Source organism: Bradyrhizobium sp. HKCCYLRH2060 (genome assembly GCF_051168135.1).
Lineage (GTDB): Bacteria > Pseudomonadota > Alphaproteobacteria > Rhizobiales > Xanthobacteraceae > Bradyrhizobium.
The window spans coordinates 263,292-284,062 of the sequence record NZ_JBNPUK010000010.1 but is presented as its reverse complement, the minus strand read 5'-3'; the positions used below and the strand labels follow the sequence as shown (position 1 = coordinate 284,062).

General features: G+C 66.4%; 20 protein-coding genes. 5 read left to right on the top strand and 15 right to left on the bottom strand.

Annotation, left to right across the window (positions count from 1 at the left end; all coding sequences use genetic code 11):
- Window positions 1–263 precede the first annotated feature (263 nt).
- The 3 genes from ACQR10_RS20965 to hydA form a co-directional block, all read right to left on the bottom strand.
- On the bottom strand, window positions 264–1,025 hold the full coding sequence (locus ACQR10_RS20965) for an SDR family oxidoreductase (RefSeq protein WP_316217553.1): 762 nt from the start codon (window positions 1,023–1,025) through the stop codon (window positions 264–266).
- A gap of 1 nt (window position 1,026) precedes the next feature.
- Window positions 1,027–1,998, bottom strand: coding sequence for an NAD-dependent epimerase/dehydratase family protein (locus ACQR10_RS20960; protein ID WP_434912062.1), 972 nt, complete (start codon window positions 1,996–1,998; stop codon window positions 1,027–1,029).
- 175 nt (window positions 1,999–2,173) lie between these two features.
- Complete coding sequence (hydA, locus tag ACQR10_RS20955) at window positions 2,174–3,643, bottom strand: dihydropyrimidinase (RefSeq protein ID WP_434912061.1); 1,470 nt, start codon at window positions 3,641–3,643, stop codon at window positions 2,174–2,176.
- Between the two features lie 128 nt (window positions 3,644–3,771).
- On the opposite strand from hydA, the gene ACQR10_RS20950 reads away from it, so the two are divergent.
- Window positions 3,772–4,431, top strand: coding sequence for an aspartate/glutamate racemase family protein (locus ACQR10_RS20950; protein ID WP_434912060.1), 660 nt, complete (start codon window positions 3,772–3,774; stop codon window positions 4,429–4,431).
- A gap of 224 nt (window positions 4,432–4,655) precedes the next feature.
- On the opposite strand, the gene ACQR10_RS20945 is transcribed toward ACQR10_RS20950, so the two are convergent.
- Both ACQR10_RS20945 and ACQR10_RS20940 read right to left on the bottom strand, forming a co-directional pair.
- Window positions 4,656–5,582: an N-carbamoyl-D-amino-acid hydrolase gene (locus tag ACQR10_RS20945; protein ID WP_434912059.1), complete on the bottom strand. Its 927-nt coding sequence runs from the start codon at window positions 5,580–5,582 to the stop codon at window positions 4,656–4,658.
- A 279-nt stretch (window positions 5,583–5,861) separates the two neighbouring features.
- On the bottom strand, window positions 5,862–7,091 hold the full coding sequence (locus tag ACQR10_RS20940) for an amidohydrolase family protein (RefSeq protein WP_316177938.1): 1,230 nt from the start codon (window positions 7,089–7,091) through the stop codon (window positions 5,862–5,864).
- 258 nt (window positions 7,092–7,349) lie between these two features.
- Here ACQR10_RS20940 and ACQR10_RS20935 point away from each other — a divergent pair, with 258 nt between their 5' ends.
- The 3 genes from ACQR10_RS20935 to upp all read left to right on the top strand — a co-directional run bounded on the left by ACQR10_RS20935 (window position 7,350) and on the right by upp (window position 10,690).
- Window positions 7,350–8,606 carry a GTP cyclohydrolase II gene (locus ACQR10_RS20935; protein WP_316238413.1) on the top strand — a complete coding sequence of 419 codons (1,257 nt, stop codon included), beginning with the start codon at window positions 7,350–7,352 and terminating at the stop codon, window positions 8,604–8,606.
- 15 nt (window positions 8,607–8,621) lie between these two features.
- Entirely contained in the window at window positions 8,622–9,836 is a 1,215-nt protein-coding gene (locus ACQR10_RS20930) for a URC4/urg3 family protein (protein ID WP_434898150.1), read from the top strand.
- A 224-nt stretch (window positions 9,837–10,060) separates the two neighbouring features.
- Window positions 10,061–10,690 (top strand): uracil phosphoribosyltransferase, encoded by a 630-nt coding sequence (gene upp, locus ACQR10_RS20925; protein WP_315721502.1) that lies wholly within the window; start codon window positions 10,061–10,063, stop codon window positions 10,688–10,690.
- 6 nt (window positions 10,691–10,696) lie between these two features.
- Here upp and ACQR10_RS20920 read toward each other — a convergent pair whose 3' ends face one another.
- The 7 genes from ACQR10_RS20920 to ACQR10_RS20890 are packed head-to-tail and all read right to left on the bottom strand — an operon-like array spanning window position 10,697 to window position 17,210.
- Window positions 10,697–12,070: an amidohydrolase family protein gene (locus ACQR10_RS20920; protein WP_316217559.1), complete on the bottom strand. Its 1,374-nt coding sequence runs from the start codon at window positions 12,068–12,070 to the stop codon at window positions 10,697–10,699.
- Complete coding sequence (locus tag ACQR10_RS20915) at window positions 12,067–12,960, bottom strand: polysaccharide deacetylase family protein (RefSeq protein WP_316217560.1); 894 nt, start codon at window positions 12,958–12,960, stop codon at window positions 12,067–12,069. The genes ACQR10_RS20920 and ACQR10_RS20915 overlap by 4 nt, the downstream gene beginning before the upstream one ends.
- Window positions 12,947–13,765 carry an ABC transporter substrate-binding protein gene (locus tag ACQR10_RS20910; RefSeq protein WP_316217561.1) on the bottom strand — a complete coding sequence of 273 codons (819 nt, stop codon included), beginning with the start codon at window positions 13,763–13,765 and terminating at the stop codon, window positions 12,947–12,949. Before ACQR10_RS20910 ends, ACQR10_RS20915 begins: the two co-directional genes overlap by 14 nt.
- A gap of 4 nt (window positions 13,766–13,769) precedes the next feature.
- Window positions 13,770–14,537 (bottom strand): amino acid ABC transporter ATP-binding protein, encoded by a 768-nt coding sequence (locus ACQR10_RS20905; RefSeq protein ID WP_434912063.1) that lies wholly within the window; start codon window positions 14,535–14,537, stop codon window positions 13,770–13,772.
- Window positions 14,534–15,391, bottom strand: coding sequence for an amino acid ABC transporter permease (locus ACQR10_RS20900; RefSeq protein ID WP_315804438.1), 858 nt, complete (start codon window positions 15,389–15,391; stop codon window positions 14,534–14,536). Before ACQR10_RS20900 ends, ACQR10_RS20905 begins: the two co-directional genes overlap by 4 nt.
- Window positions 15,388–16,209, bottom strand: a complete 822-nt coding sequence (locus ACQR10_RS20895) for an ABC transporter substrate-binding protein (protein ID WP_316238409.1) — start codon at window positions 16,207–16,209, stop codon at window positions 15,388–15,390. Before ACQR10_RS20895 ends, ACQR10_RS20900 begins: the two co-directional genes overlap by 4 nt.
- 26 nt (window positions 16,210–16,235) lie before the next feature.
- A complete protein-coding gene (locus ACQR10_RS20890; RefSeq protein ID WP_316217563.1) occupies window positions 16,236–17,210 on the bottom strand; it encodes an N-carbamoyl-D-amino-acid hydrolase in 975 nt (324 codons plus the stop codon).
- Window positions 17,211–17,360: 150 nt separating this feature from the next.
- Between ACQR10_RS20890 and ACQR10_RS20885 the strand changes: the two genes are divergently transcribed.
- Window positions 17,361–18,296 carry a LysR family transcriptional regulator gene (locus ACQR10_RS20885; protein ID WP_316177923.1) on the top strand — a complete coding sequence of 312 codons (936 nt, stop codon included), beginning with the start codon at window positions 17,361–17,363 and terminating at the stop codon, window positions 18,294–18,296.
- Between the two features lie 110 nt (window positions 18,297–18,406).
- On the opposite strand, the gene ACQR10_RS20880 is transcribed toward ACQR10_RS20885, so the two are convergent.
- The 3 genes from ACQR10_RS20880 to ACQR10_RS20870 all read right to left on the bottom strand — a co-directional run bounded on the left by ACQR10_RS20880 (window position 18,407) and on the right by ACQR10_RS20870 (window position 20,770).
- Window positions 18,407–19,204 carry a creatininase family protein gene (locus ACQR10_RS20880; RefSeq protein ID WP_434912058.1) on the bottom strand — a complete coding sequence of 266 codons (798 nt, stop codon included), beginning with the start codon at window positions 19,202–19,204 and terminating at the stop codon, window positions 18,407–18,409.
- A gap of 302 nt (window positions 19,205–19,506) precedes the next feature.
- A complete protein-coding gene (locus ACQR10_RS20875; RefSeq protein WP_316238407.1) occupies window positions 19,507–19,749 on the bottom strand; it encodes a hypothetical protein in 243 nt (80 codons plus the stop codon).
- Window positions 19,750–20,014: 265 nt separating this feature from the next.
- Window positions 20,015–20,770 (bottom strand): hypothetical protein, encoded by a 756-nt coding sequence (locus ACQR10_RS20870; protein ID WP_434898144.1) that lies wholly within the window; start codon window positions 20,768–20,770, stop codon window positions 20,015–20,017.
- Between the last annotated feature and the right edge of the window lies 1 nt (window position 20,771).

The following is a 20,771-nucleotide window of genomic DNA, read 5'->3' as shown; positions in this document are numbered from 1 at the left end:
TTCAAGCAAAACACGATGCGATGACTTTACCCATTGTCACTGAGATTATCGTGTCTCACTTGAGGGGTGCAGTCCAGAGATGACAACCGGATTCCGTCATTTTTGTCACGAGCCGCTGCGTCGCAGATGGTGAGAGCCGAGCTATGGCGCCGACAGCAGTGCGCTCCCTCTTCCCGTCCTTACGTCCTTACGGGGAGAGGGAGCATACCGGTTCTTGCGGCGATGGTTCCGCTCAAACGATGAGAGACAAGTTGGCTCTATTTCTACGCCGCTAACCACCCGCCATCGACCGGCAGCACGATGCCGGTCGTGAACGACGCCTCGTCGCTGGCCAGGAACAGCGCGGCCGCCGCGACCTCGTCGGCCGCGCCGAACCGCTTCATAGCGTGGCGCTGGCGCGAGGCGTCGCGCACCGGCTCCGGATCGGCGTGGCGCGCGAAGCTCCGACGCAGCAGCGGCGTGTCGATTGCGCCGGGCGCCAGCGCGTTGACGCGGATGCCGTCGGTGGCGAAGTCCACCGCCATGGTGCGAGTCAGGCTGATGATCGCGCCCTTGGCGGCAATGTAGGCGCTGTTGCCCTTGCCGCCGGCGACCGCAAGCTGCGACGCGACGGTGATGATCGAGCCGGCCTTCTGCTTCTGCATGATCGGCACCGCGACCTTGGCCCACAGCCAGGTGCCGCCGACATTGGCGCGGAACACCGCATCCCAATCCGCCGGATCGGTCGTGACGACGGTGCCGCCACAGGAGAAACCGGCCGCGGTCATCAGCACGTCCAGCCGGCCGCGCGCGGCGGCCACGCTCTCGATGGTTGCCTTGGCAAAGTCGGCGTCGCCGACATCGCCGACATGGACGCTGCCGTCGCCGCCCGCGTTGCACACCAGCGCCAGTGTCTCCTCGGCGCCTGCAGCATCGCGATCGACCAACGCGAGGAACGCACCTTCGCGCGCGAACATCACGGCACTGGCGCGGCCAATGCCGGAGCCGCCGCCGGTGATGACGGCGACCTTAGCCTTGAGCCTCATCTCAGTCTCTCCCGTACTGATCGAACCAGCGGCCGAAATGCTCGGCGGAAGCCGCGCAGTCGAAGCGCGCGCGCCAGCCGAACTCCTCGGCCAGCCGCGTCGTCGACAGCCGGCCGCGATTGGGCGCGAACACCGGCACCGTCGGCGTTTCCCCCTGCTCCTTGAGCCGGCAGGTGAATCCAGCTCGACCGGTCGCGAAGGCGCGGCCCCAGGTTTCGGCTGTGAACGTCGCCGCGTTGGAGATGTTGTAGAGCGCGTGCTGCGGCTTCTCAGCCTCCAACAGCAGACAGACAGCATCCGCGACGTCGACCGCGTAAACCCAGTCCTTGTCGCCCGGCTCGCTCAGCAGCGCAGGCTCGTTGCGCGCGCAGCAGGCGGCGATGAGCGCCTGCGGCGAGGGCGTGTCGCGCACGCCGCCGCCGCGCTCGAACGGGCCGAACACGGCGGACAGGCGCACGCTGATGACATCCGTCTTCCACAGATCGCTCAGCCGCGCGGCGACGCGCTCGGAGGCGAACTTGCTGATCGCATAGAGCGACACCGGCTCGCACGGCGTGGTCTCCTCCAGCACGGCGAAGCGCTGGCCGCTCGCGCCATAGGACGCCGCCGAGGACAGGTTGATGACCCGGCGTATGCCGCTGCCGCGCGCCGCCCGCAGGATCGGCACCTGCGCCAGCAGATTAACCGCGAGGATGCGCTCGGGGTCGGCGGCATCGCGCTCGGCGCCCGCGGTGATCGCGGCGCCCATCACGACGGCATCGCAGCCATTGCTGATCGCGGCCGCCACAGCGCTCGCATCGGTGACGTCGCCCTGCACCAGGTGCAGACGCTCGCGATAGGGTTCAAACGCACGCTGCGCCGCCGCGGGCAGACCTGTTGCGTCGAAGATCGTCACGGCATGGCCGCGCTCCAGCAGGCCTTGCGCGATGTTGAGGCCGACGAAGCCGGCCCCGCCGAAGATCAGGACATGCATGCGAAACACGCCTCCCCGAGGGCCTCATGGTTCGAGACGGCTGCTGACGCAGCCTCCTCACCATGAGGGGACACGGCTCGCGCGCCGCGAACCTCGCCCTCGCTCCTCATGCTGAGGAGGGCGCGTAGCGCCCGTCTCGAAGCACGAGGCCACCGGCCGACGTGTGCTCGCGCCCTCACAACAGCGTCGCCCCGAAATTCTGCTCGGGGTCCATGTCCGCCACCAGCCGCCCCGTCGGCTTCGCCGCCTCGCCGCCGCTGCGGGCGAGGAACTGGCCCGAGCCCGGCTGCACCGACAGCTTGCCGTCATCGACGATGACGCGGCCGCGCGACAGCACGGTCACCGGCCAGCCCTGCACGCTGCGTCCGGCGAACGGCGTGTAGCCGGCGAGGTCGTGCATCGCGGCATCCGTGATCGTGACGCGCTTGTCCGGATCCCACAGCGCGATGTCGGCATCGGCGCCGATCGCGATCGCGCCCTTGCGCGGATGCAGATTGTAGATCTTCGCCGGCGCCGTCGCCGTCAGCTCGACGAACTTGTTGAGGCCGAGCCGGCCCTTCGACACCATCGCGTCGAACAGCAGCGGCAGCCGCAGCTCCAGGCCCGGCAGCCCGTTGGCGATCTGCTTGAAGTTCGGGCTCGGACCGGCGCGCAGCTTGCCGGTTTCGTCGAAGCGATACGGCGCGTGGTCCGACGAGATCGTCTGCAAATCGCCCAGCGACAGCGCCTGCCACAGCGCCTCCTGGTCGGGCGCGCGGCGCGGCGGCGGGCTGCACATCCACTTCGCGCCCTCGATGCCGGGCTTGTCGAGATCATCAGCCGTCATGAACAGATATTGCGGACAGGTCTCCGCGAACACCTTCAGCCCCTGCCCGCGCGCATCGCGAATCACCTTGGCGCCTTCCGCGGTCGAGACGTGGAAGATCATGATCGGCTGATCGACCAGCGCCGCCATGCCGATCAGGCGGTTGAACGCCTCGGCCTCGGAGAAGCGCGCATGGCTGATGGCGTGGTATTTCGGCGCGGTGTAGCCGCGCGCCAGCAGCCGCTTCACCATCCATGAGATGATGCCGTGGTTCTCGGCATGCGCGCACAGCATCGCGCCGCCCTCGCGCGCGGCGACGAGGATGTCGAGCAGCGGCTCGTCGTCGATCTTGAGCCGGTCATAGGTCATGAAGATCTTGATCGAACCGTGCCCCTGCCGGATCAGCGCCGGCAGGTCGCGCTCCAAGGTCTCCTTGGTCGGATCGGCAATGATCATGTGGAACGCGTAGTCGATCACCGCGCCCTTGCGTGCCAGCGCGTGATAGTCCTCGAGCACCTGCGGCAGCTGCATACCGACATGCTGCGCGGCGAACGAGATCACGCTGGTGGTGCCGCCGAACGCGGCGGAGGTCGTCGCGCTCTCGAACGTGTCGGCATTGACGATGCCGGCAGCCGAGAGCTGCTCGATGTGGCAATGGCTGTCGACGCCGCCGGGCAGCACATATTTGCCGCGCGCATCGATCTCGCGCCTGGCGGGCCCGAGCCCGCGGCCGATCGCCGCGATCGTCTCGCCTGATACGGCGACATCGGCCTCGAACGTATCCGTGGTGGTGGCGACGCGCCCGCCCCGGATGATCAGGTCATAGGCCGGCTCGGTCATCGCGATCTCCTAGTTCTGTCAAATGGAACGCCGTCGACGCGAGATGGCCGCATCGGCCCCATTGCGTCAGCCGTGGCATAGTGATTGCCTGTCACGCGCCGTCAACACTGAAGAAGCAGGTAGCTCCCATGTCCCGCCCGCGCATCACCGTGATCAACCCGAACTCCAACCAGGTGGTCACCGACGGTCTCGCGGCGGCGCTCAAGCCGCTGATGTTCGCGGAGGGGCCCGAGATCGTCTGCGAGACACTGAAGGAAGGCCCCTACGGCATCGAGAGCCAGAAGGACGCGGACAGCGTCACTCTGCCGCTGCGACGCTTCGTCGAGGGCGACAACGCCTCCAGCGCGTTCGTGATCGCCTGCTACAGCGACCCTGGGCTGCATGTCTGCCGCGAGGCCACGGCACGGCCGGTGCTCGGCATCGCCGAATGCGGCGTGCTCACCGCGCTGACCCGCGCCGATATGTTCGGCGTGCTCGCCATCGCGCAGCGCTCGATCCGCCGCCACATCCGCTATCTCCGCCAGATGGGGCTGATGGACCGCCTCGCCGCCGAGCGTCCGCTCGACATGACGGTGGCCGAGACGGCATCTGGTGAAGGCACCTTGGCGAAGATGATCGCGGTCGGCCGCGCGCTGAAGGAGGAGGACGGCGCCGGCGCCATCGTGATGGGCTGCGCCGGCATGGCGCGGCATCGCAAGAACCTGGAGGACGCGCTGGGGATTCCGGTGATCGATCCGACCCAGGCTGCGGTGACCATGGCTCTGGGCGCGGTGGCGTTTGCCAGCTGAGCGCATTGTTTGGTGGCAACACTCGCGCGGCGACCTCGGTGCACCTCGCCCCGCTTGCGGGGAGAGGTCGGATTGCATCGTCAGATGCAATCCGGGTGAGGGGGACTCTCCGCACGGTCGGTGCGCGTGGCTGCCCCTCACCCCAACCCTCTCCCCGTAAGAACGGGGAGAGGGAGCGCACCGAGATCCGCGCCAGGATTTCGCCTACAAACTACAACATTGGGTCACTCCGGCGGCACTGCGCCGGTGCGGCTGGTGATGAGCCCGTAATGCTCGACCCGGCGATGCCGCCCGAAGTCGAAGATCGTCTCCTTGCCGAACCGTGTCGCATCGAGATCGCAAGGTACGACCAGCACCTCGTCGCCCTCCGTCAGCGCTTCCGCGACGATCTCGCCGTCGGGATTGACGATCAGGCTGCCGCCGATCAGGTGATGACCGTCCTCGACGCCAGCCTTCGCGACCGCCACGACCCAGCACGAGTTCTGATAGGCGCCGGCCTGCGCGGACAGCCGGTTGTGGAACAGGCGCTGCTGCAGTCCCTCCGCTGACTTCAGCGAATTCACCGACGGCGTGTTGTAGCCGATCAGCACCAGTTCGACGTCCTGCAGGCCCATGACCCGATAAGTCTCCGGCCAGCGGCGGTCGTTGCAGATCGCCATACCGATGATGCCGCCGAGATTGCGCCAGACGGGAAAGCCGAGATCGCCCGGCTCGAAATAGCGCTTCTCCAGATGCTGGTGGCTGCGCTCCGGTTCGAACTCCTCGTGGCCTGGCAGATGTACCTTGCGATACTTGCCGACTTTGTTGCCGGCGCGGTCGGTGAGAACTGCCGTGTTGTAGTGATGCCCATCCGGCGTCAGCTCGGCATAGCCGAGATACATCGCGATGCCGTGCTGCGCTGCGCGGTCGAACAGCGGCTGCACCGCGGCGTTGGGCATCTCGCGCTCGAACCAGGCATCGACATCGGCCTGATCCTCCATGTACCAGCGCGGAAAGAACGTGGTGAGCGCCAGCTCCGGATAGACGATGAGATCAGCGCCCCTGCGCTTGGCCTCGTCCAGCAGCGCGATCATGCGCGTGACGACGGCCTCGCGGCTGTCAGCGCGCTGGATCGGCCCCATCTGGGCCGCGGCAACGTTGATGATGCGCATGATGGAACTCCACAATCAGTTCGTATATGCGCCCTCTCCCCTTGTGGGAGAGGGCATGTATGACGTCTCGGCAAGCTCGGTTGGGTGAGGGGTCTTTCTCCACGAGCGGCACTCGTCGAACGAGACCCCTCACCCGACCGCGTACGCGGATGGCCGTACATGCCCTCTCCCACAAGGGGAGAGGGCGCTGCATCGGACAGCGCTGAGATGACCGGCGGCACCGAACCGATATCGAGAGAGCGGCGTGTGCCACTATGCCGAAAGTACCTGGTGCCGCCATCATCCCGGCCGATGCAGCACCGGGCGCGTGCGCGAGAACGACGGCCGCCCCCGCTTCAGGCCCCACAGCGGTTGCGCCAGCGTTGCGACCGCCTCGGTCGGATCGGCGGCATCGATGCAGACGAGATCGGCCGGCGCGCCGACGGTGATGCCGTAGTTGCCGAGCCGCATCAGCTTCGCCGCATCATGGGTCACCATGTCGAGGCAGCCGGCGAGATGGTCAGGGCGCGAGACGTGGCAGACATTGGCGTAGAGATTGGCCATCCGGATCAGCGAGCCGTCGCCATAGGGCGTGAACGGGTTGAGCACGTTGTTGGTCGAGAGCGAGCAGGTCACGCCCCTCTCGCGCAACGGCTCCAGCGGGACCACGCCGCGCGGGATCGCATGATCCTGCCGCCGTCCCATCAGATGCAGGTCGGTCGAGGGCAGCACGGTCACGGCGACACCGGCATTGGCGAGCTGCGCGGCGATCGCGTTGAAGCGTTCCGGCGGCAGCAGCGACAGCTGCGTGACATGGCCGACAGCGACGCGCCCGCCCCACTTGTACTCCTCGGTCTTGCGGCAGACATATTCGATCTGCATGTGGTCGAGCGTCTCGGCGAGATCGAGATGCATGTCGATGTCGACGTCGTGTTCGCGCGCGATCGCGAAGATGCGGTCGATCTGCGCCGGCGGGTTGGTGTCGAAATACGGGGCGGCGCCGATGGTGCGCGCGCCACGACGCAGTCCTTCGATCAGCAGCTCCTCGGTGCCCGGATAGTTCGTCAGGCCTTCCTGCGGGAACACGCAGATCTCGAGATCGAGCGCCCAGGCGTAGTCGCGCGCGAGCTGTTGGATGGCTTCGAACGCGATGAAGCCGATGCCGGGATCGAGCTCGACATGGGTGCGCATTCGCATCGTGCCATGGCTGACGCAGCGCTCAACGGTCTGCTTCGCCCTGGCATAGACATCCTCCGGCGTGAAGTTGCGCTTGGCCGCCGCGGTCTCCCGCACCGCCTCGGCGACTGTCCCCTCCCGGATGCTGCAGCGGTCGAGGATGCAAGTCTTGTCGAGGTGGATATGGGTCTCGATGAAGCCGGGCACGACGAGACAATGTTCGGCGTCGCGCTCCTCCACCTCGGCCGGCAGCGCGGACTCGATGGCGGCGATGCGGCCTTTGGAAATTCCGATATCGGCGCGGCGCAGCTCGCCCTGCTGCGCCAGCACCGCGTTGCGAATGATCAGGTCCATGCCGCCTTTGCCGCCGAAGACTCCCTACGCGCGCCAAGCTGGCGGCGTCGCGTCCAAAAGGCAAGCGCCATGCCAGCGGGCGAGGCCGCGCTGCATTGCAAGCCGGCCGTCGTCACCATTCGTTTACAAATAGATGCCGCCCGGGATACCCTTGTTTGCTGCAGAAAAACTGCTATATTGATGCATGGAAAACGTGAACGCGTTCTGCTCAGGCCCGTCGTCAAGGCGGGCCGTTGCCGTTTTGGGGGTGGCTGTCCGATGACTCGCTCCAACCGTACGGATCACATTCGCCTGACCTCGCACCCGGTGCCAGGCGCCAAGCACAACTTCCCGCTCCACTGGGGCGCCGAGAACGCGCGCGAGCGCGGACCCGTGATCGGCACGGTGTCGCGTCCGCAGGACCGCAACGTGATCGGCAGCCATGGTGGCTCCTACACAGTCTACCGCGCGCTCGCGGTATCATCCGGTGCGCTCGATCCGATCCGCCGCCCCGATCTCACCAACACCCATCCCGCCGCCACGATCGGCCCGTTCGCGCAGTGGCGCGATCCGGCGAAGATCGTCGCGCTCGATCCCTGGGGCCATCTGGTGGCCGAGAATTTCGGCGGCGAGATCGCGGAAGGAATCGATATCCGGCCGACCATCGCCGTGACCAAGGCGCGCATCGAGCTCCCCGAGCTGCATGCAGCGCTCGCGGCCAAGCGCCTCGTCCATGACGGCGACGTCGTGCATGCCAATGGCAGCGTCTCGGTGGTGAAGGTCGCGATCGACCCGGTGTGGTACCTGCCCGGCGTCGCCGCGCGCTTCGGCACCAGCGAGACCAGTCTGCGCCGCGGCCTGTTCGAGCAGACCGGCGGCATGTATCCGGAGCTGGTGACCCGGCCCGATCTGCAGGTGTTCCTGCCGCCGATCGGCGGCACCACGGTCTATCTGTTCGGCGACGTCACCAAGCTGAACGACGGCCGAACGAAGATCACGTGCCGCGTACACGACGAGTGCAACGGCTCCGACGTGTTCGGCTCCGACATCTGCACCTGCCGCCCCTATCTGATCCACGGTATCGAGGAATGCGTTGCGGCCGGGCAGAACGGCGGGCTCGGCATCATCGTCTACAACCGCAAGGAAGGCCGCGCGCTCGGCGAGGTGACGAAATTCCTGGTCTACAATGCGCGCAAGCGCCAGGAGGACGGCGACGCCGCAGCGGCCTATTTCGAGCGCACCGAATGCGTCGCCGGCGTGCAGGACGCCCGGTTCCAGCAGTTGATGCCCGACGTCATCCACTGGCTCGGCATCAAACGCATCGACCGCTTCATCTCGATGAGCGACATGAAGCACGACGCGCTGGTGGGCCAGGGCGTCGACATCGTCGAGCGCGTGCCGATCCCGGACGAGCTGATTCCCGCCGACGCCCATGTCGAGATCGCGGCCAAGAAGGCGGCCGGCTATTTCTCGCTGGAGCCGCAGAAACCCGAGGCGCTCGGCGACACCGTCGGCCGCCCGCTCGAGAAGTACTGAGCGCAGCAGCAGATCATGGACGACGTCTCATATCTCCTGTCGGCCCGCGCCGTGCGCGAGCGGTCGCATCAGCTGCTTGCGCTCGGTCTCGCCGACAAGCTGCCGCATTTCCGCATCGACATCGCCCGGCTCGACGCGATCGCCGAAGTCGTGCTTGATGTGACCCGCAAGGCCTATCCCGACGGCGAGGTGCCGTTCCACTCGCGCTGGCGGCATTTCGTGGTCGGTGGTGTCGATCGCTGGGCCGCGATCGCCGACAAAGTGAATTGGCCGAATGCGGCGTCGCGGGCGCGCGCCGAGTTCGATCTCGCCATCGCGAGCGTGCTGCTCGACGCCGGCGCCGGCGCGGCGTGGCGCTATCATGACGAAGCCAGCGGCTTCAGCGTCGGCCGCTCCGAGGGGCTGGCGCTGGCCAGCCTCGAGATGTTCGCAAGCGGCGCGTTCTCGTCCAATGCGAGCGATCCGCTGCGGGCCGATGCGGCGAGGCTCAGGCAGCTCACGGTCGCGGATCTCGAACGCGGTTTTCAGGTCGGTGCCGACAATCCGCTGGTCGGGCTCGAGGGGCGCGTGGAGTTGCTGCGGCGGCTAGGCGCCGTCGTGGCGGCAAGTCCCGAGGTCTTCGGTGCGAAGGACGGTCCGCGGCCGGGTGGCCTGTTCGATCGGTTGGCTGCTGGCGGCCGCATCGAGGCCCCTTCGATTTTGCAGCAGGTGCTGCGTCAGCTCGGCCCGATCTGGCCGTCACGCCTGACGCTGCACGGCACGGCGCTCGGCGATTGCTGGCGGCATCCATCATTGATCACCGATGACGCGACCACCGGTCTCGTCCCGCTGCACAAGCTGTCGCAATGGCTGAGCTATTCGCTGATCGAACCGCTGCAGCGCGCCGGCCTGGTGGTGGACAACATCGACGGCCTCACCGGCCTCGCCGAATACCGCAATGGCGGCCTGTTCGTCGACGGCGGTGTGCTGAGCTTGCGCGATCCCGCCGATGCCGCGCGCGTGCATGAGGTCGATTCTCCGCTGGTGGTGGAATGGCGCGCGTTGACCGTCGCCCTGCTCGACCGGCTGGCCGAACTGATCCGCCGGCGCACCGGCCAGACCGCGGAGCAGCTACCGCTGGCGCGCATCCTCGAAGGCGGCAGCTGGGCCGCCGGCCGCAAGCTCGCCTTCGCCCGCCGCCCGGACGGTTCGCCGCCGCTGACCATCCTCACCGACGGCACGGTGTTTTAAGGGGTTTGGGCCTGAGGTCGCCGACCTCGCGGTTCCGTCATTGCGAGCAAAGCGGGAAGGACGTCTGGATTGCTTCGTCGCTTCGCTCCTCGCCATGACGAAACTGATCAGTTGCGCGTACGGTGGGCAAAGCGCAGCGTGCCCACCATTCCAAGCTGAGCTAAGATCGCGGTGGGCACGGCGCGTCGCGCCTTTGCCCACCCTACGCTTCGGAGATGAAAGCCATGGAAGGCGTCACGGTCGTCGATCATCCGCTGGTGCAGCACAAGCTGACCCTGATCCGCGACAAGTCGATCTCGACCAAGTCGTTCCGCGAGCTCTTGAAGGAGATCGGCATGCTGCTCTGCTACGAGGTCACGCGCGACCTGCCGCTGACCGAGGTCGAGGTCGAGACGCCGCTGGCGCGGATGCAGTCGGCCAAGATCGCCGGCAAGAAGCTGGTGTTCGTGCCCGTGCTGCGCGCCGGCGTCACCTTCGTCGACGGCATGCTCGATCTGGTGCCGACCGCTCGCGTCGCCCATATCGGCCTGTACCGCGAGCCGCAGACGTTCACCGCAGTCGAGTACTTCTTCAAGGCGCCGTCCGACCTGCAGGAGCGCCTGGCCGTCGTCGTCACCCCGGTGCTCGCGACCGGCAACAGCGCCGTCGCCGCGGTCGACCGGCTCAAGGAGCGCGGCGCCAAGGACATCCGCATGGTCTGCATGATCGCCGCCCCCGAAGGCGTCGAGCGCGTCCGCGGCCTGCATCCCGATGTCACCCTGTGGACCGCCGCGATTGACGATGGCCTCGACGATGACGCCTTCATCGTCCCCGGCCTCGGCGACGCCGGCGACCGCGCATACGGGACGCGGTAGCGGCGGTCAGCCGGCGAATGCCGCCTGCGCCTCGGGCAGCGCCCAGATCTTTGCGATGGCGGCGCTGCCTGCCGCTGTGATCGCAGCCTCGTCGCCGTGGAGATAGCGGCCGTCGTGGATCAGCAGCCGGCCGTCGATCATCACCTGGTCGATGTTGGCGCGGTTGGCGAGCGCGATCAGGCCGCGGCGCGGGTCGTGTAGCGGCCGAAGATGTGGATGCGTCATGTCGACGACGGTGAGGTCGGCGGTCGCCCCCGCCGCGAGGACGCCGAGATCGTCGCGCTTGATCATGGCGGCGGCCGTCGTGGTGACGGCGTCGATCAATTCCGGCGCGCTCGCCGTCTCGGCGTTTCCCAGCGCGATCTTCGAGATCATCGACGCGGCGTTGAGCTCGCCGAGCAGATCCATGTTGTAGCCGTCGGTGCCGACGGCGGTGCGCACGCCATGCGCGGCGAAGCGGCCGAAGGCGGCGGTGACGCCGGCGCGCGCGAACACGCGTGGGCAGTTCAGCACGCCGGCACCACGCGCCGCCATCAGTTGGAGGTCCGCATCGGTCGACGCGTGGCAATGCGCGGCGAGCAGATCGGGTCCGAGCAGCCCGAGCCAGTCGAGATATTCGGCCGGACTGCGCCCGCCATGGCGCTGCGCGATGGTCGCAACCTCGGCTGCGCTCTGCGCCATGTGCGTCGTGATGGGAACGTCGAGCTCGCGCGCCCGGCTCGCAGCCGCGCGCAAGAGATCCGGCCCGCAGGTATCGGTCGCATGCGGGCTCATCGCGAGGCGAATGCGTCCTTCGCCCTGACCGTGCCAGCGCTGATGGAGCGCGTTCCAGACCGCCATGTCGGCTTCGCCGTCATCGCCGGCGTAAGTGACCACGCCGGAGGCATCCGCCTTGGCGTCTGACGTCGAGAACAGATAGGGCGCGCCGTAGAAGCGGATTCCCATCTCCTCCGCCGCCTCGAACAGCTCCGGAATAACGTTGCGGAACGGCTCCATCACCGTGGTGGCGCCGCCCTTCAAGAGCTGCAGCATGCCCATGCGCCCGATCGCCAGCCGCTCCTCTGCGCTCAGGATCTCCGCGCCGCGCTTGGACAGCGGCAGCAGCACCGTATAGACGATGCTCTTGTTGTTGCGGCGGCCGTTGCCGTCCTCGGTCAGCGTCCGCGCGATCGCCTCGCTGAAGATGTGGTTGTGCAGGTTCAACAGCCCCGGCAGCACGAATCGGCCCGGACGATCGAACACCTCGTCCGCCGCCGGCCTGTCGCGCGTCACGGCCGCGATGCGCCTGCCCTCGACCAGCACCCAGTGATCGCGCAGCACGTCCTGCGCGCCGTCCCTGCGCGTCAGCACATAGCTGCCGAAGATCGCGGTCGTGCTCATGCGCTCTTCGCTTCCGCCGCCTCGTGACGCTGGTAGTTCGCGGCGATCTCGGCGCCGGTCGTGATCCAGACGTCCTGGCACGATTTGGCGTAGGTCAGGAACTCGCGCAGCAGGCGGAAGCGCATCGGCCGGCCCGAGACCTGCGGATGCAGCACGGTCGTCACCATCGCGCCCCAGTCGCGGACTTCGTCCAGCTCATCCTTCCACATCGACAGCACGTGCTCCTTCGGAAAGATCGAGCGCGGCGAGAACCGCGCCGACAGGCCGTGCATCCAGTCGTCATAGCTCGCGGTCACCGGGATCTCGATCGTGCCCGGCCTGCCGTCGGCGAGGCAATGGCGATAGGGCCTGACGTCGTCGCGGAACGACGACGTGTAGACGATTCCCTGGTGCACCAGCGCTATCCGCAGCTCCTCGCAGAACTCGCCGAACGGCGCGCGGTAGCCGATCGGGCGGATGCCGAGCCGGCGCTGGATCGCCTCGAAGCCGCGCTCGATCTCCTCGACGATGAAGGGATCGCCCGGATCGGGCAGCAGATGGTGATAGCCGTGATGGCCGATCTCGTGGCCCGCCTTCAGCACGGCCTCCGCCATCGCCGGATGCGCATCGACCGCCCATCCCGTGATGAAGAACGTCGCCTTGAGATCGAGCTCGGCGAGCAGCTCGAGCAGCTTCGGCGTGCCGACGCGCGCCTCGAAGCCGCCGAAGCTCATCGTGACCAGGCGCGCGGCATGCGCCGGATCCTTCGACGTCCAGGCGCTCTCGGCGTCGATGTCGAACGACAGGAACATCGCCGCTCTGTACGGCTGAGGCCACGGATAGTCCGGCGCCGGCGGCGCAGTGTTGGCGGGAACGACCGGGATCCCCGCGAGCGCCTTACTGTCCAGCATTGATCAGCACCTTCTCGATTCCGTTGTCGCTGAGCTTCCACTTCGCCAGAAGCGCCTTGTAGCTGCCGTCGGCGATCAGGCCCTCCAGCGCAGCGTGCAGCGCGCCACGGAGCTCGTCCGCCTTCACCGGCGTCGCGAGTCCGGTATATTGCAGCGCGATCATCTCGCCGACCGGCGCGTAGGCGTTCGGCTCGAGGTCCATGATGTAGGGCAAGGTCTCGTTGCCCTGCACGGCGGCATCGATGCGGCCCTGCTTCAATTGCGTCCGCGCGTCGGCCGAGCCTTCAGTGCCGACGAACTGGATCGGGCTTGATCCGCAGTTCTTCTCGCTCCAGGCCGCGATCTGGTCCGGAAACTTGGTGCGCCTGGAGGCGCCGACCTTCTTGCCGCACAGCGCGGTCGGCTCCTTGAGCTCGGCCGCGCGCGACGCCTGCACGAAGAAGCGCGGGCCGCTGCGCAGATAATCGATGAAGGTCGCGGTGTCCTGCCGGCTCTTGTAGTCGGTCATGCCGGTCAGGATGATGTCGAAACGCTGCGTGGCGAGGCCCGGCATCAACTGGTCGAAGCTCGTCTCCTGCCAGACAGCCTTGACGCCGAGCTTCTTGGCCAGCGCCTCGCCGAGCTCGACATCGAAGCCGGTCAGGGTCGATGTGGCCGGATCCTTGAACTCCATCGGCGGATAGTTCGGCACCACCGCGATGCGCAGGCCGTTCTGCTTGATCTCGGCCGGCAGTTCGGCGGCGAGAGCCGTGCCCGCCACGGCGGCGCTCATGAGTCCAGCCAACACGATCCACTTCAAATCCATCACCTCACCCCACTTCCGCTGCCAGAAACGCTCTTGTTCTCGCCTCGCGCGGCGCGCGCAGCACCTCGCGGGCCGGGCCGCTCTCCACGATCACGCCCTGGTCCATGTAGACCACCCGGTCGGCGACCTCGCGCGCAAAGCCGAGCTCATGCGTCACCACCAGCATGGTCATGCCGGATGTCGCGAGCTCCTTCATCACGGCAAGCACCTCGCCGACCAGCTCCGGATCGAGCGCCGAGGTCGGCTCGTCGAACAGCACCAGCCGCGGCTTCATCGCAAGCGCCCGCGCAATCGCGACGCGCTGCTGCTGGCCGCCCGACAATTGTGACGGATAGGAGCCCGCCTTGTCGGCGAGGCCGACCCGGCGCAGCAGCGCCATCGCCTCGTCCTTCGCCTCGGCCGGCCTGCGCCTCTGCACCTGCACCGGCCCCTCGATGACGTTCTCCAGCGCCGTCAGGTGCGGAAACAGGTTGAAGCGCTGGAACACCATGCCGCAGGCGAGCCGCTGCCGCGCGATCTCGCGCTCCGACAGCCGGTGCAGCCGGCCGTCCTGCTCGCGGAAGCCGAGCAGCGCGCCGTCGAGCCAGATGCCGCCGCTGTCGGCCGTGGTCAACTGGTTGACGCAGCGGAGCAAGGTGGTCTTGCCGGAACCGGATTGCCCGATCAGGCAAACCACCTCGCCCTCGGAGACGTCGAGCGAGACCTGCTTCAGCGCCTGAAATTCACCGAAGCGCTTGCTCAGTTGGCGGATGGCGACCAGCGGCCTCATCAGCGGCCGCCTCGCGCGATGCCGCGGGCAAAGCGGCGTTCGAGCAGCATCTGCAGCGGCGTCAGGATCGAGACCACGAGCAGATACCACAGGCCGGCGACGATCAGGAGCTCGATGACGCGCGAATTGGCGTAGTAGATGTTCTCGGCCGAATGCAGCACCTCCGGGTACTGGATCACGCTGGCGAGCGAGGTCGCCTTGACCAGGCCGATGAACTCGTTGCCGAGCGGCGGGATCACCACGCGCATCGCCTGCGGCAGAATGATCCGGCGCAGCGCCTGCAATCGTCCCATGCCGATCGCCTGCGCCGCCTCGTATTGCCCGATATCGACCGACAGCAGGCCCGCGCGCATCACCTCGGACGTGTAGGCGCCCTGGTTGATGCCGAGCCCGAGCAGCGCGGCCAAGAACGGCGTCATCACGTCGACCGCGCGCGCGCTCCACAGGCCGGGAATGCCGATGGTCGGAAACACCAGCGCCAGATTGAACCACAACAACAACTGGAGGATCAGCGGCGTGCCGCGGAACAGCCAGGTGTAGCCGGCCGCGACCGACCGCAGCACCGGATTGGGCGACAGCCGCATGATCGCAACGACGACGCCGAGCGCGATTCCGAGCATCATCGCCAGGACCGCCATGACCATGGTGTTGACGATGCCGCGCAGGATCACCGGCGCCGTCAGGAAGCGTTCGACGAACACCCACTCGATCTGCCCCTTGGCGAAGGCCCGCCCGATCGCGACGAGGACGACGACGATGACAGCGGCCGCGAGCCAGCGGCCCCAATGCGCCTGCCGCGCAATCCCGTGTCCGGACAGATCCGGGAAGCCGTCGGCCAGGGCCTCGCTGCGGCTCATTGCGGCGCCGCGTTGAGCATGGGCTCGCGGACCGCATTGGCCCCGAGCCCCCATGTGTCCAGGATGGCCTTGTAGCTGCCGTCGGCGATCATCGCCTTGAGCTGCTCGGTCACCACTTCACGCAGCGCGGCATCATCCTTGCGGAACATGATGCCCTGGTAGCCGAAGGCGATGGGCTCACCGACGATGCGATACTTGCCGGCCTCCTGCGACTGCGCATAGGGCAAGGTCTCGCTGCCCTGCACGGCAGCATCGATGCGGCCCTGCTTGAGCTGATTGCGGACATCGATCGAGTTCTCCCCCGGCACATATTGCGCGGCGGGCTTCCCTGCGGCCTCGCAATTGGCCTTGCTCCATTTCTCGATCTCCTGCGGGAAGCTGGTCGAGCGCGTGGTGCCGATCTTCCGGCCGCACAGATCGGTCGCGGCCTTGGCATCGCTGTCCGCCAGCACGAAGAACTGCGGACCGGTGACGAGATAGTCGACGAAATCGGCGGTCTCGCGCCGCGACGCACGATCCGAGATGCCGGAGATGATGAAGTCGGCGCGCTTCGTCTGCAGCGACGGAATGAGCTCGGCGAACGGCGTCTCGCTCCAGACGATCTTGACGCCGAGGCGCTTCGCCAACGCGTTGGCGAGGTCGATGTCGAGACCCTTCAGCTCGTTGGTGGCGGGGTCGTGATATTCCATCGGCGCGTAGGTCGAGTTGACCGTGAGCTTGAGCACGCCAGCCTGCTTGATCTCAGCGGGCAGCTCCGCCGCCCCCGCCGCAGCAAACGAGGCGAGGATGACGAGACCTGCAAACAACGAACGGCGCATCCTGCAACACTCCCCCATGTGAACGGCTAATCGACCACGACCGGCTCGACGACGCCGGCGCGCTCGGTGATGAGCCTGTACTGATCCGGCCGGCGATGGGCCGCGAAGTTGAACATCTTGTCCTTGCCCTGGCGGCACAGATCGAGGTCGATGTCGGCGACGACGACCTCGTCAGCGAGCGTCCTCGCCTGCGCCACGATGCAGCCATTGGGATCGATGATGCAGGAGCCGCCGATCAGCCCGCTGCCATCCTCGTCGCCCGCCTTTGCGACCGCGATCGCCCACGTCGCATTCATGTAGGCGTTGGCCTGCGCCACCAGCGTGGAATGGAAGGTGCGCAGCGCGGCATCCTCGGTGTTGCCGCCGTTCGGATCGTAGGCCGCGGAATTGTAACCGACGCAGACCAGCTCGACGCCCTGCAGTCCGAGCACGCGCCACGATTCCGGCCAGCGCCGGTCGTTGCAGATCATCATGCCCATGATGGCGCCGCCCCACTCGCGGCCGGCGCGCACGGCCGGAAAGCCGAGATCGCCATAGCCGAAATAGCGCTTCTCCAGCTGCTGATACTTGGCACCCGGGCGCGGCTCGACGGAGCCGGGCAGATGCACCTTGCGATATTTGCTGATGATCTCACCGTCGGGATCGACCAGGATGGAGCTGTTGAAGCGGCGTCCGTCCGGTGTCAGCTCGGCATAGCCGACATAGAAGCCGACGCGAAGCGCCCGCGCCCGGTCGAACAGCGCGGCAACGGACGGATTCGGCATCGAACGCTCGAAGTGGCCGTCGAGCGCCTCGCCTTCGAGGATCCAGCGCGGGAAGAAGGTCGTGAATGCGAGTTCGGGGAAGACCACCAGCTTCGCGCCCTCGCTGGCGGCCTGATCCAGCAGCGCGATCATGCGGGACAGCGTGTGCGTCCGGCTGTCGGCGCGCTGGGTCGGTCCCATCTGGGCCGCGGCGGCGCGGAAGATACGGCTCAATAGTGCCTCCAATCTGTGCGTCATGCCGAACGATCAGGCGGAACGCCGCCTGAATGCGCGCACTGAAAGAAGGGATCATTTGGCGAAAGCGGCGCGGGATTTGCAATCTGCCCACACGGCCGCGCGCTATGATATTTTGGCCGAGACCATAACCTGGGCTTATAGGGCGTTCACATGAACCTGCGCCAGCTGGAGATCCTGCGGGCGGTCATCCGCCACCACACCACGGTCGCCGCCGCCGAGGAGCTGGCGCTGTCGCAGCCCGCGATCAGCAATGCGCTGAAGGCGATGGAGGCGCAGGCCGGCTTCACGCTGTTCGAGCGCGTCAACAACCGGCTGTTCCCGACGCCCGAGGCGATGACGCTCTATGAGGAGAGCGAGGCGATCTTCACCTTGCATGCCCGGCTGGAAAGCCGCGTGCGTGACCTGCGCGAGCAGAAGACGGGTCATCTGTCGATCGTCGCCACGCCGCCGCTCGCCTACAGCATCATCCCACCGACCTTGTCAGGCTTCCTGCGGCGCCGGCCGCAGACGCGGATGTTCTTCGACGTGCGCCGCTACGAGGGCATCATCGAGGGCGTGCTCGGAAACGTCGCCGAGCTCGGTTTCGCGCTCGGACTGTCTGACCATCCCGGGATCGCGCACGAGGTCGTGCACACCGGCGAGATGGTGTGCGTGATGCCGGCCCGGCATCCGCTTGCGGAACGCGACATGATTTCAGCGCGGGACCTTGCCGGGTTCCCGCTGATCGGCCTCGAACGCGGCACACGCCTCGGCGAAGCCGTGCGCGAGAGCTTCCGGCAAGCCGACGCCGACTTCCAGCCGACGGTCGAAGTGCGTTACTGCAACACGGCCTGCGTGCTGGCTTCGACCGGCGTCGGCGTCGCCGTGGTCGATCCATTCTCGCCGCGCCAGGGCGGGCATGATCTCGTGGTACGGCCGTTCACGCCGAGCACCAAAGTCTCGGCCTATGTGTTGTGGTCGGAGGCGCGGCCGCTGTCGAACCTGGCGAAGACGTTTCGCAGCGAGGTGCGAAACGCGAGCCGCAGTCTCGCGGATGGCCTCGACGCGGCGGCTCCGAGTCTCGCCGCTTCCGCGGAACGCGGCTGATTGCCGATCGGCACGACGCGTCCAATAGACCCGTGGACGTATCGTTTGCGGTCCATCATCCGAAATGCCTGCCTGCGGCGGGCTTCTCGCGATGATGCTCTGCGCCTCCGTCATCTTGCGGCTGGCGGCGGAATGGTTGCAGGAGACATTGTGGACCATGGCTCGCCCGCCCGCAATCGCGCCGCCAGCGCAGCCGCGCAGCCGACGAGCAGCTTCTCGCCCTTTGCAGCAGATGCCTTGCGCGCATCGCCTGCGACGCCGGAGGTGGTGATGTCGGCGAACGATCTGAACATTTTCAGCGACGGCACCATCGAGCCCATGATGTCGAAGCTCGGCCCGAAGGCCGCGTCGAGCCTCGCCGCATCGACGAGGCTCGGATGAGCCGCCATCATCATCGACGTCTCGGCTTCGCAGGCGTGCATCACACCGTCCTGATCCTCGAGGACCTCGGCCATCGTCTCCCGCCCTTCCATGAAATAGGTCGTGGTCGCGATCGGGGCATTGAGCTCGCGCGTCAGTTCGCCGGTGAGGGCGGCCAGCGCCTGGATGTTGCCGCCATGGCCGTTGACGATCACGATGCGGCGGAAGCCGGCATTCAGGATCGAGCGGCAAAGGTCCCTGAGCACAGCGTGGTAGGTGGAGAGACTGAGGGTAAAGGTGCCGCCGAATGGAACGTGATGGTCGGCGAGCCCGCACCAGACAGTCGGCGCGACCACGATGGGATGGTCTGGAGCCAGCTCCAGCGCGGTGCGGCGGCAGACCTCGCTGCACAGGAAGTCGTCGACTCCCGTCGGCAGATGCGGGCCGTGCTGCTCGGTCGAGGCCACCGGCAACAGCACGAGCGCGTCACGGGCCGCGAGCGCGCGAAGCGCTGCGGCGGAAAGTCTATTCCAGGCGGTTTCGCTCATGATGGCTGCTCGCGTGGTCGGAGATGAGGCAGATTGGCTCAGATCACGCAGCGACCGCAACAGCCCATCTCGGCGTCTCTTGCGCGCAAGCCGACAGTGGCCTGCGTGCAGCCAGGCCTGCACGCCACTGCGCGATACAGCGGCCTCTCCCACAAGGGTGACGGCGCGGCAACCCGGACCGCACCCTCGGCTACATCAGGAGCATGCTCTCCATACGCTCAAACATCGACAGCGATTGCGGGCTCGACAAGGTGCAACGCCTTGCGTCCTCACAACACCACGGCCCGCGCGGCAGGCCGGTCTCACGCCCGCGTCAGTTCGATGTCGTGGGTCTGCTTCGTCTCCGCGTCGTACACCCTGATCTGCAACATCGGAAACCGGCGCTTGAGGTCATGCGCGCCGTTGTGTGCGCCATCCTTGGTCTTGAATTCGGTCTTGATCTGACCATCGACCACGACGGCATAGCCGGTCAGCGGAAGGTCTTTGCCGGATTTGTCTTGAGCAGGCTTGTTGTGAACAGGCTTCTCTTGGGCAGACTTGAGCATTGCGAGCCGACGTCGATTCGTGAGTTGAAAGGGGTGTCGAGTGCGCGATCTCTCCGCCTCGGACGACTCCGATGTAAGGTGAGTCTGTCGCGACGAGCAAGCGAAGACGTGTTCTTCACAAGCAGGACAACTACGGTTCAACCGAAAGGCGCAATGTCGATCGAAAACGACCCTAAGATACCGAGCCGGCATTGGTTCAAGCACGACGGCAATTGACCGTCATCAAAGCAGGTCTATAGTTCTGATCGTCGAGGAGCACCATCCCTCAAGTGATCGCGTTCGCCGAAGCATGCACATCGTCGGAACGCTGTGCGCGCTTAGAAGACGACAAGCTCCAGCGATCGAATTCTCGTGGCAGAGCATTAAACAGTTCTTCAACTGTCATTTCAGGAGGATCGTAGGTCCGTCTCAGCTGCCGTATGAACCGCACAAGTCGCCGTGGTGTTCCATCTTTTTTCCCTTGAGCACCACGCTTCAGCCCACCACGCTCGCTATCCCAATAAAGGCGGTCTGCCAGACCAACGACAGGGATCGCCCCAAATGCTTCCTGCTGGCCACCAATCTGCTCCAGCGTCTCAGGTTGCTTGTCAATCGGGAAGGCGAGCATGACGCGCGCAGCGAGACCATGGTCTTTTACCGCCATCCAGCTCATACGCACAATGTGCCTGCTCCAGAGGCGATTCCTGAGTTCGCACGAATAGCGGAACACCTGTTTCACCTGCCTCTTTCCGGATGAGTCAGGCGGAAGTAATTCGTCAATGTAGAACAGTGACAACCAGTCCCAAAGCCCCTCATCGAACCGGATGGAGGCAGGAAGCTCGGTGAGAAGTGCCACTAGATACGCGCCCAGCTCCAGACGGGAACTAAAACTTCGATGCTCAATAAAAACAGAATGATCGAATTGCTCTGAAGCTCCTGGATCTGTAAGCAAGCTCGCAGGAGACGGCGATGGGGCGCCGTTCTGCAACCAATTGCGAAACCGCTCTCGACCCTCAGAATTCAGCCGCCGCACCTCGGGCATG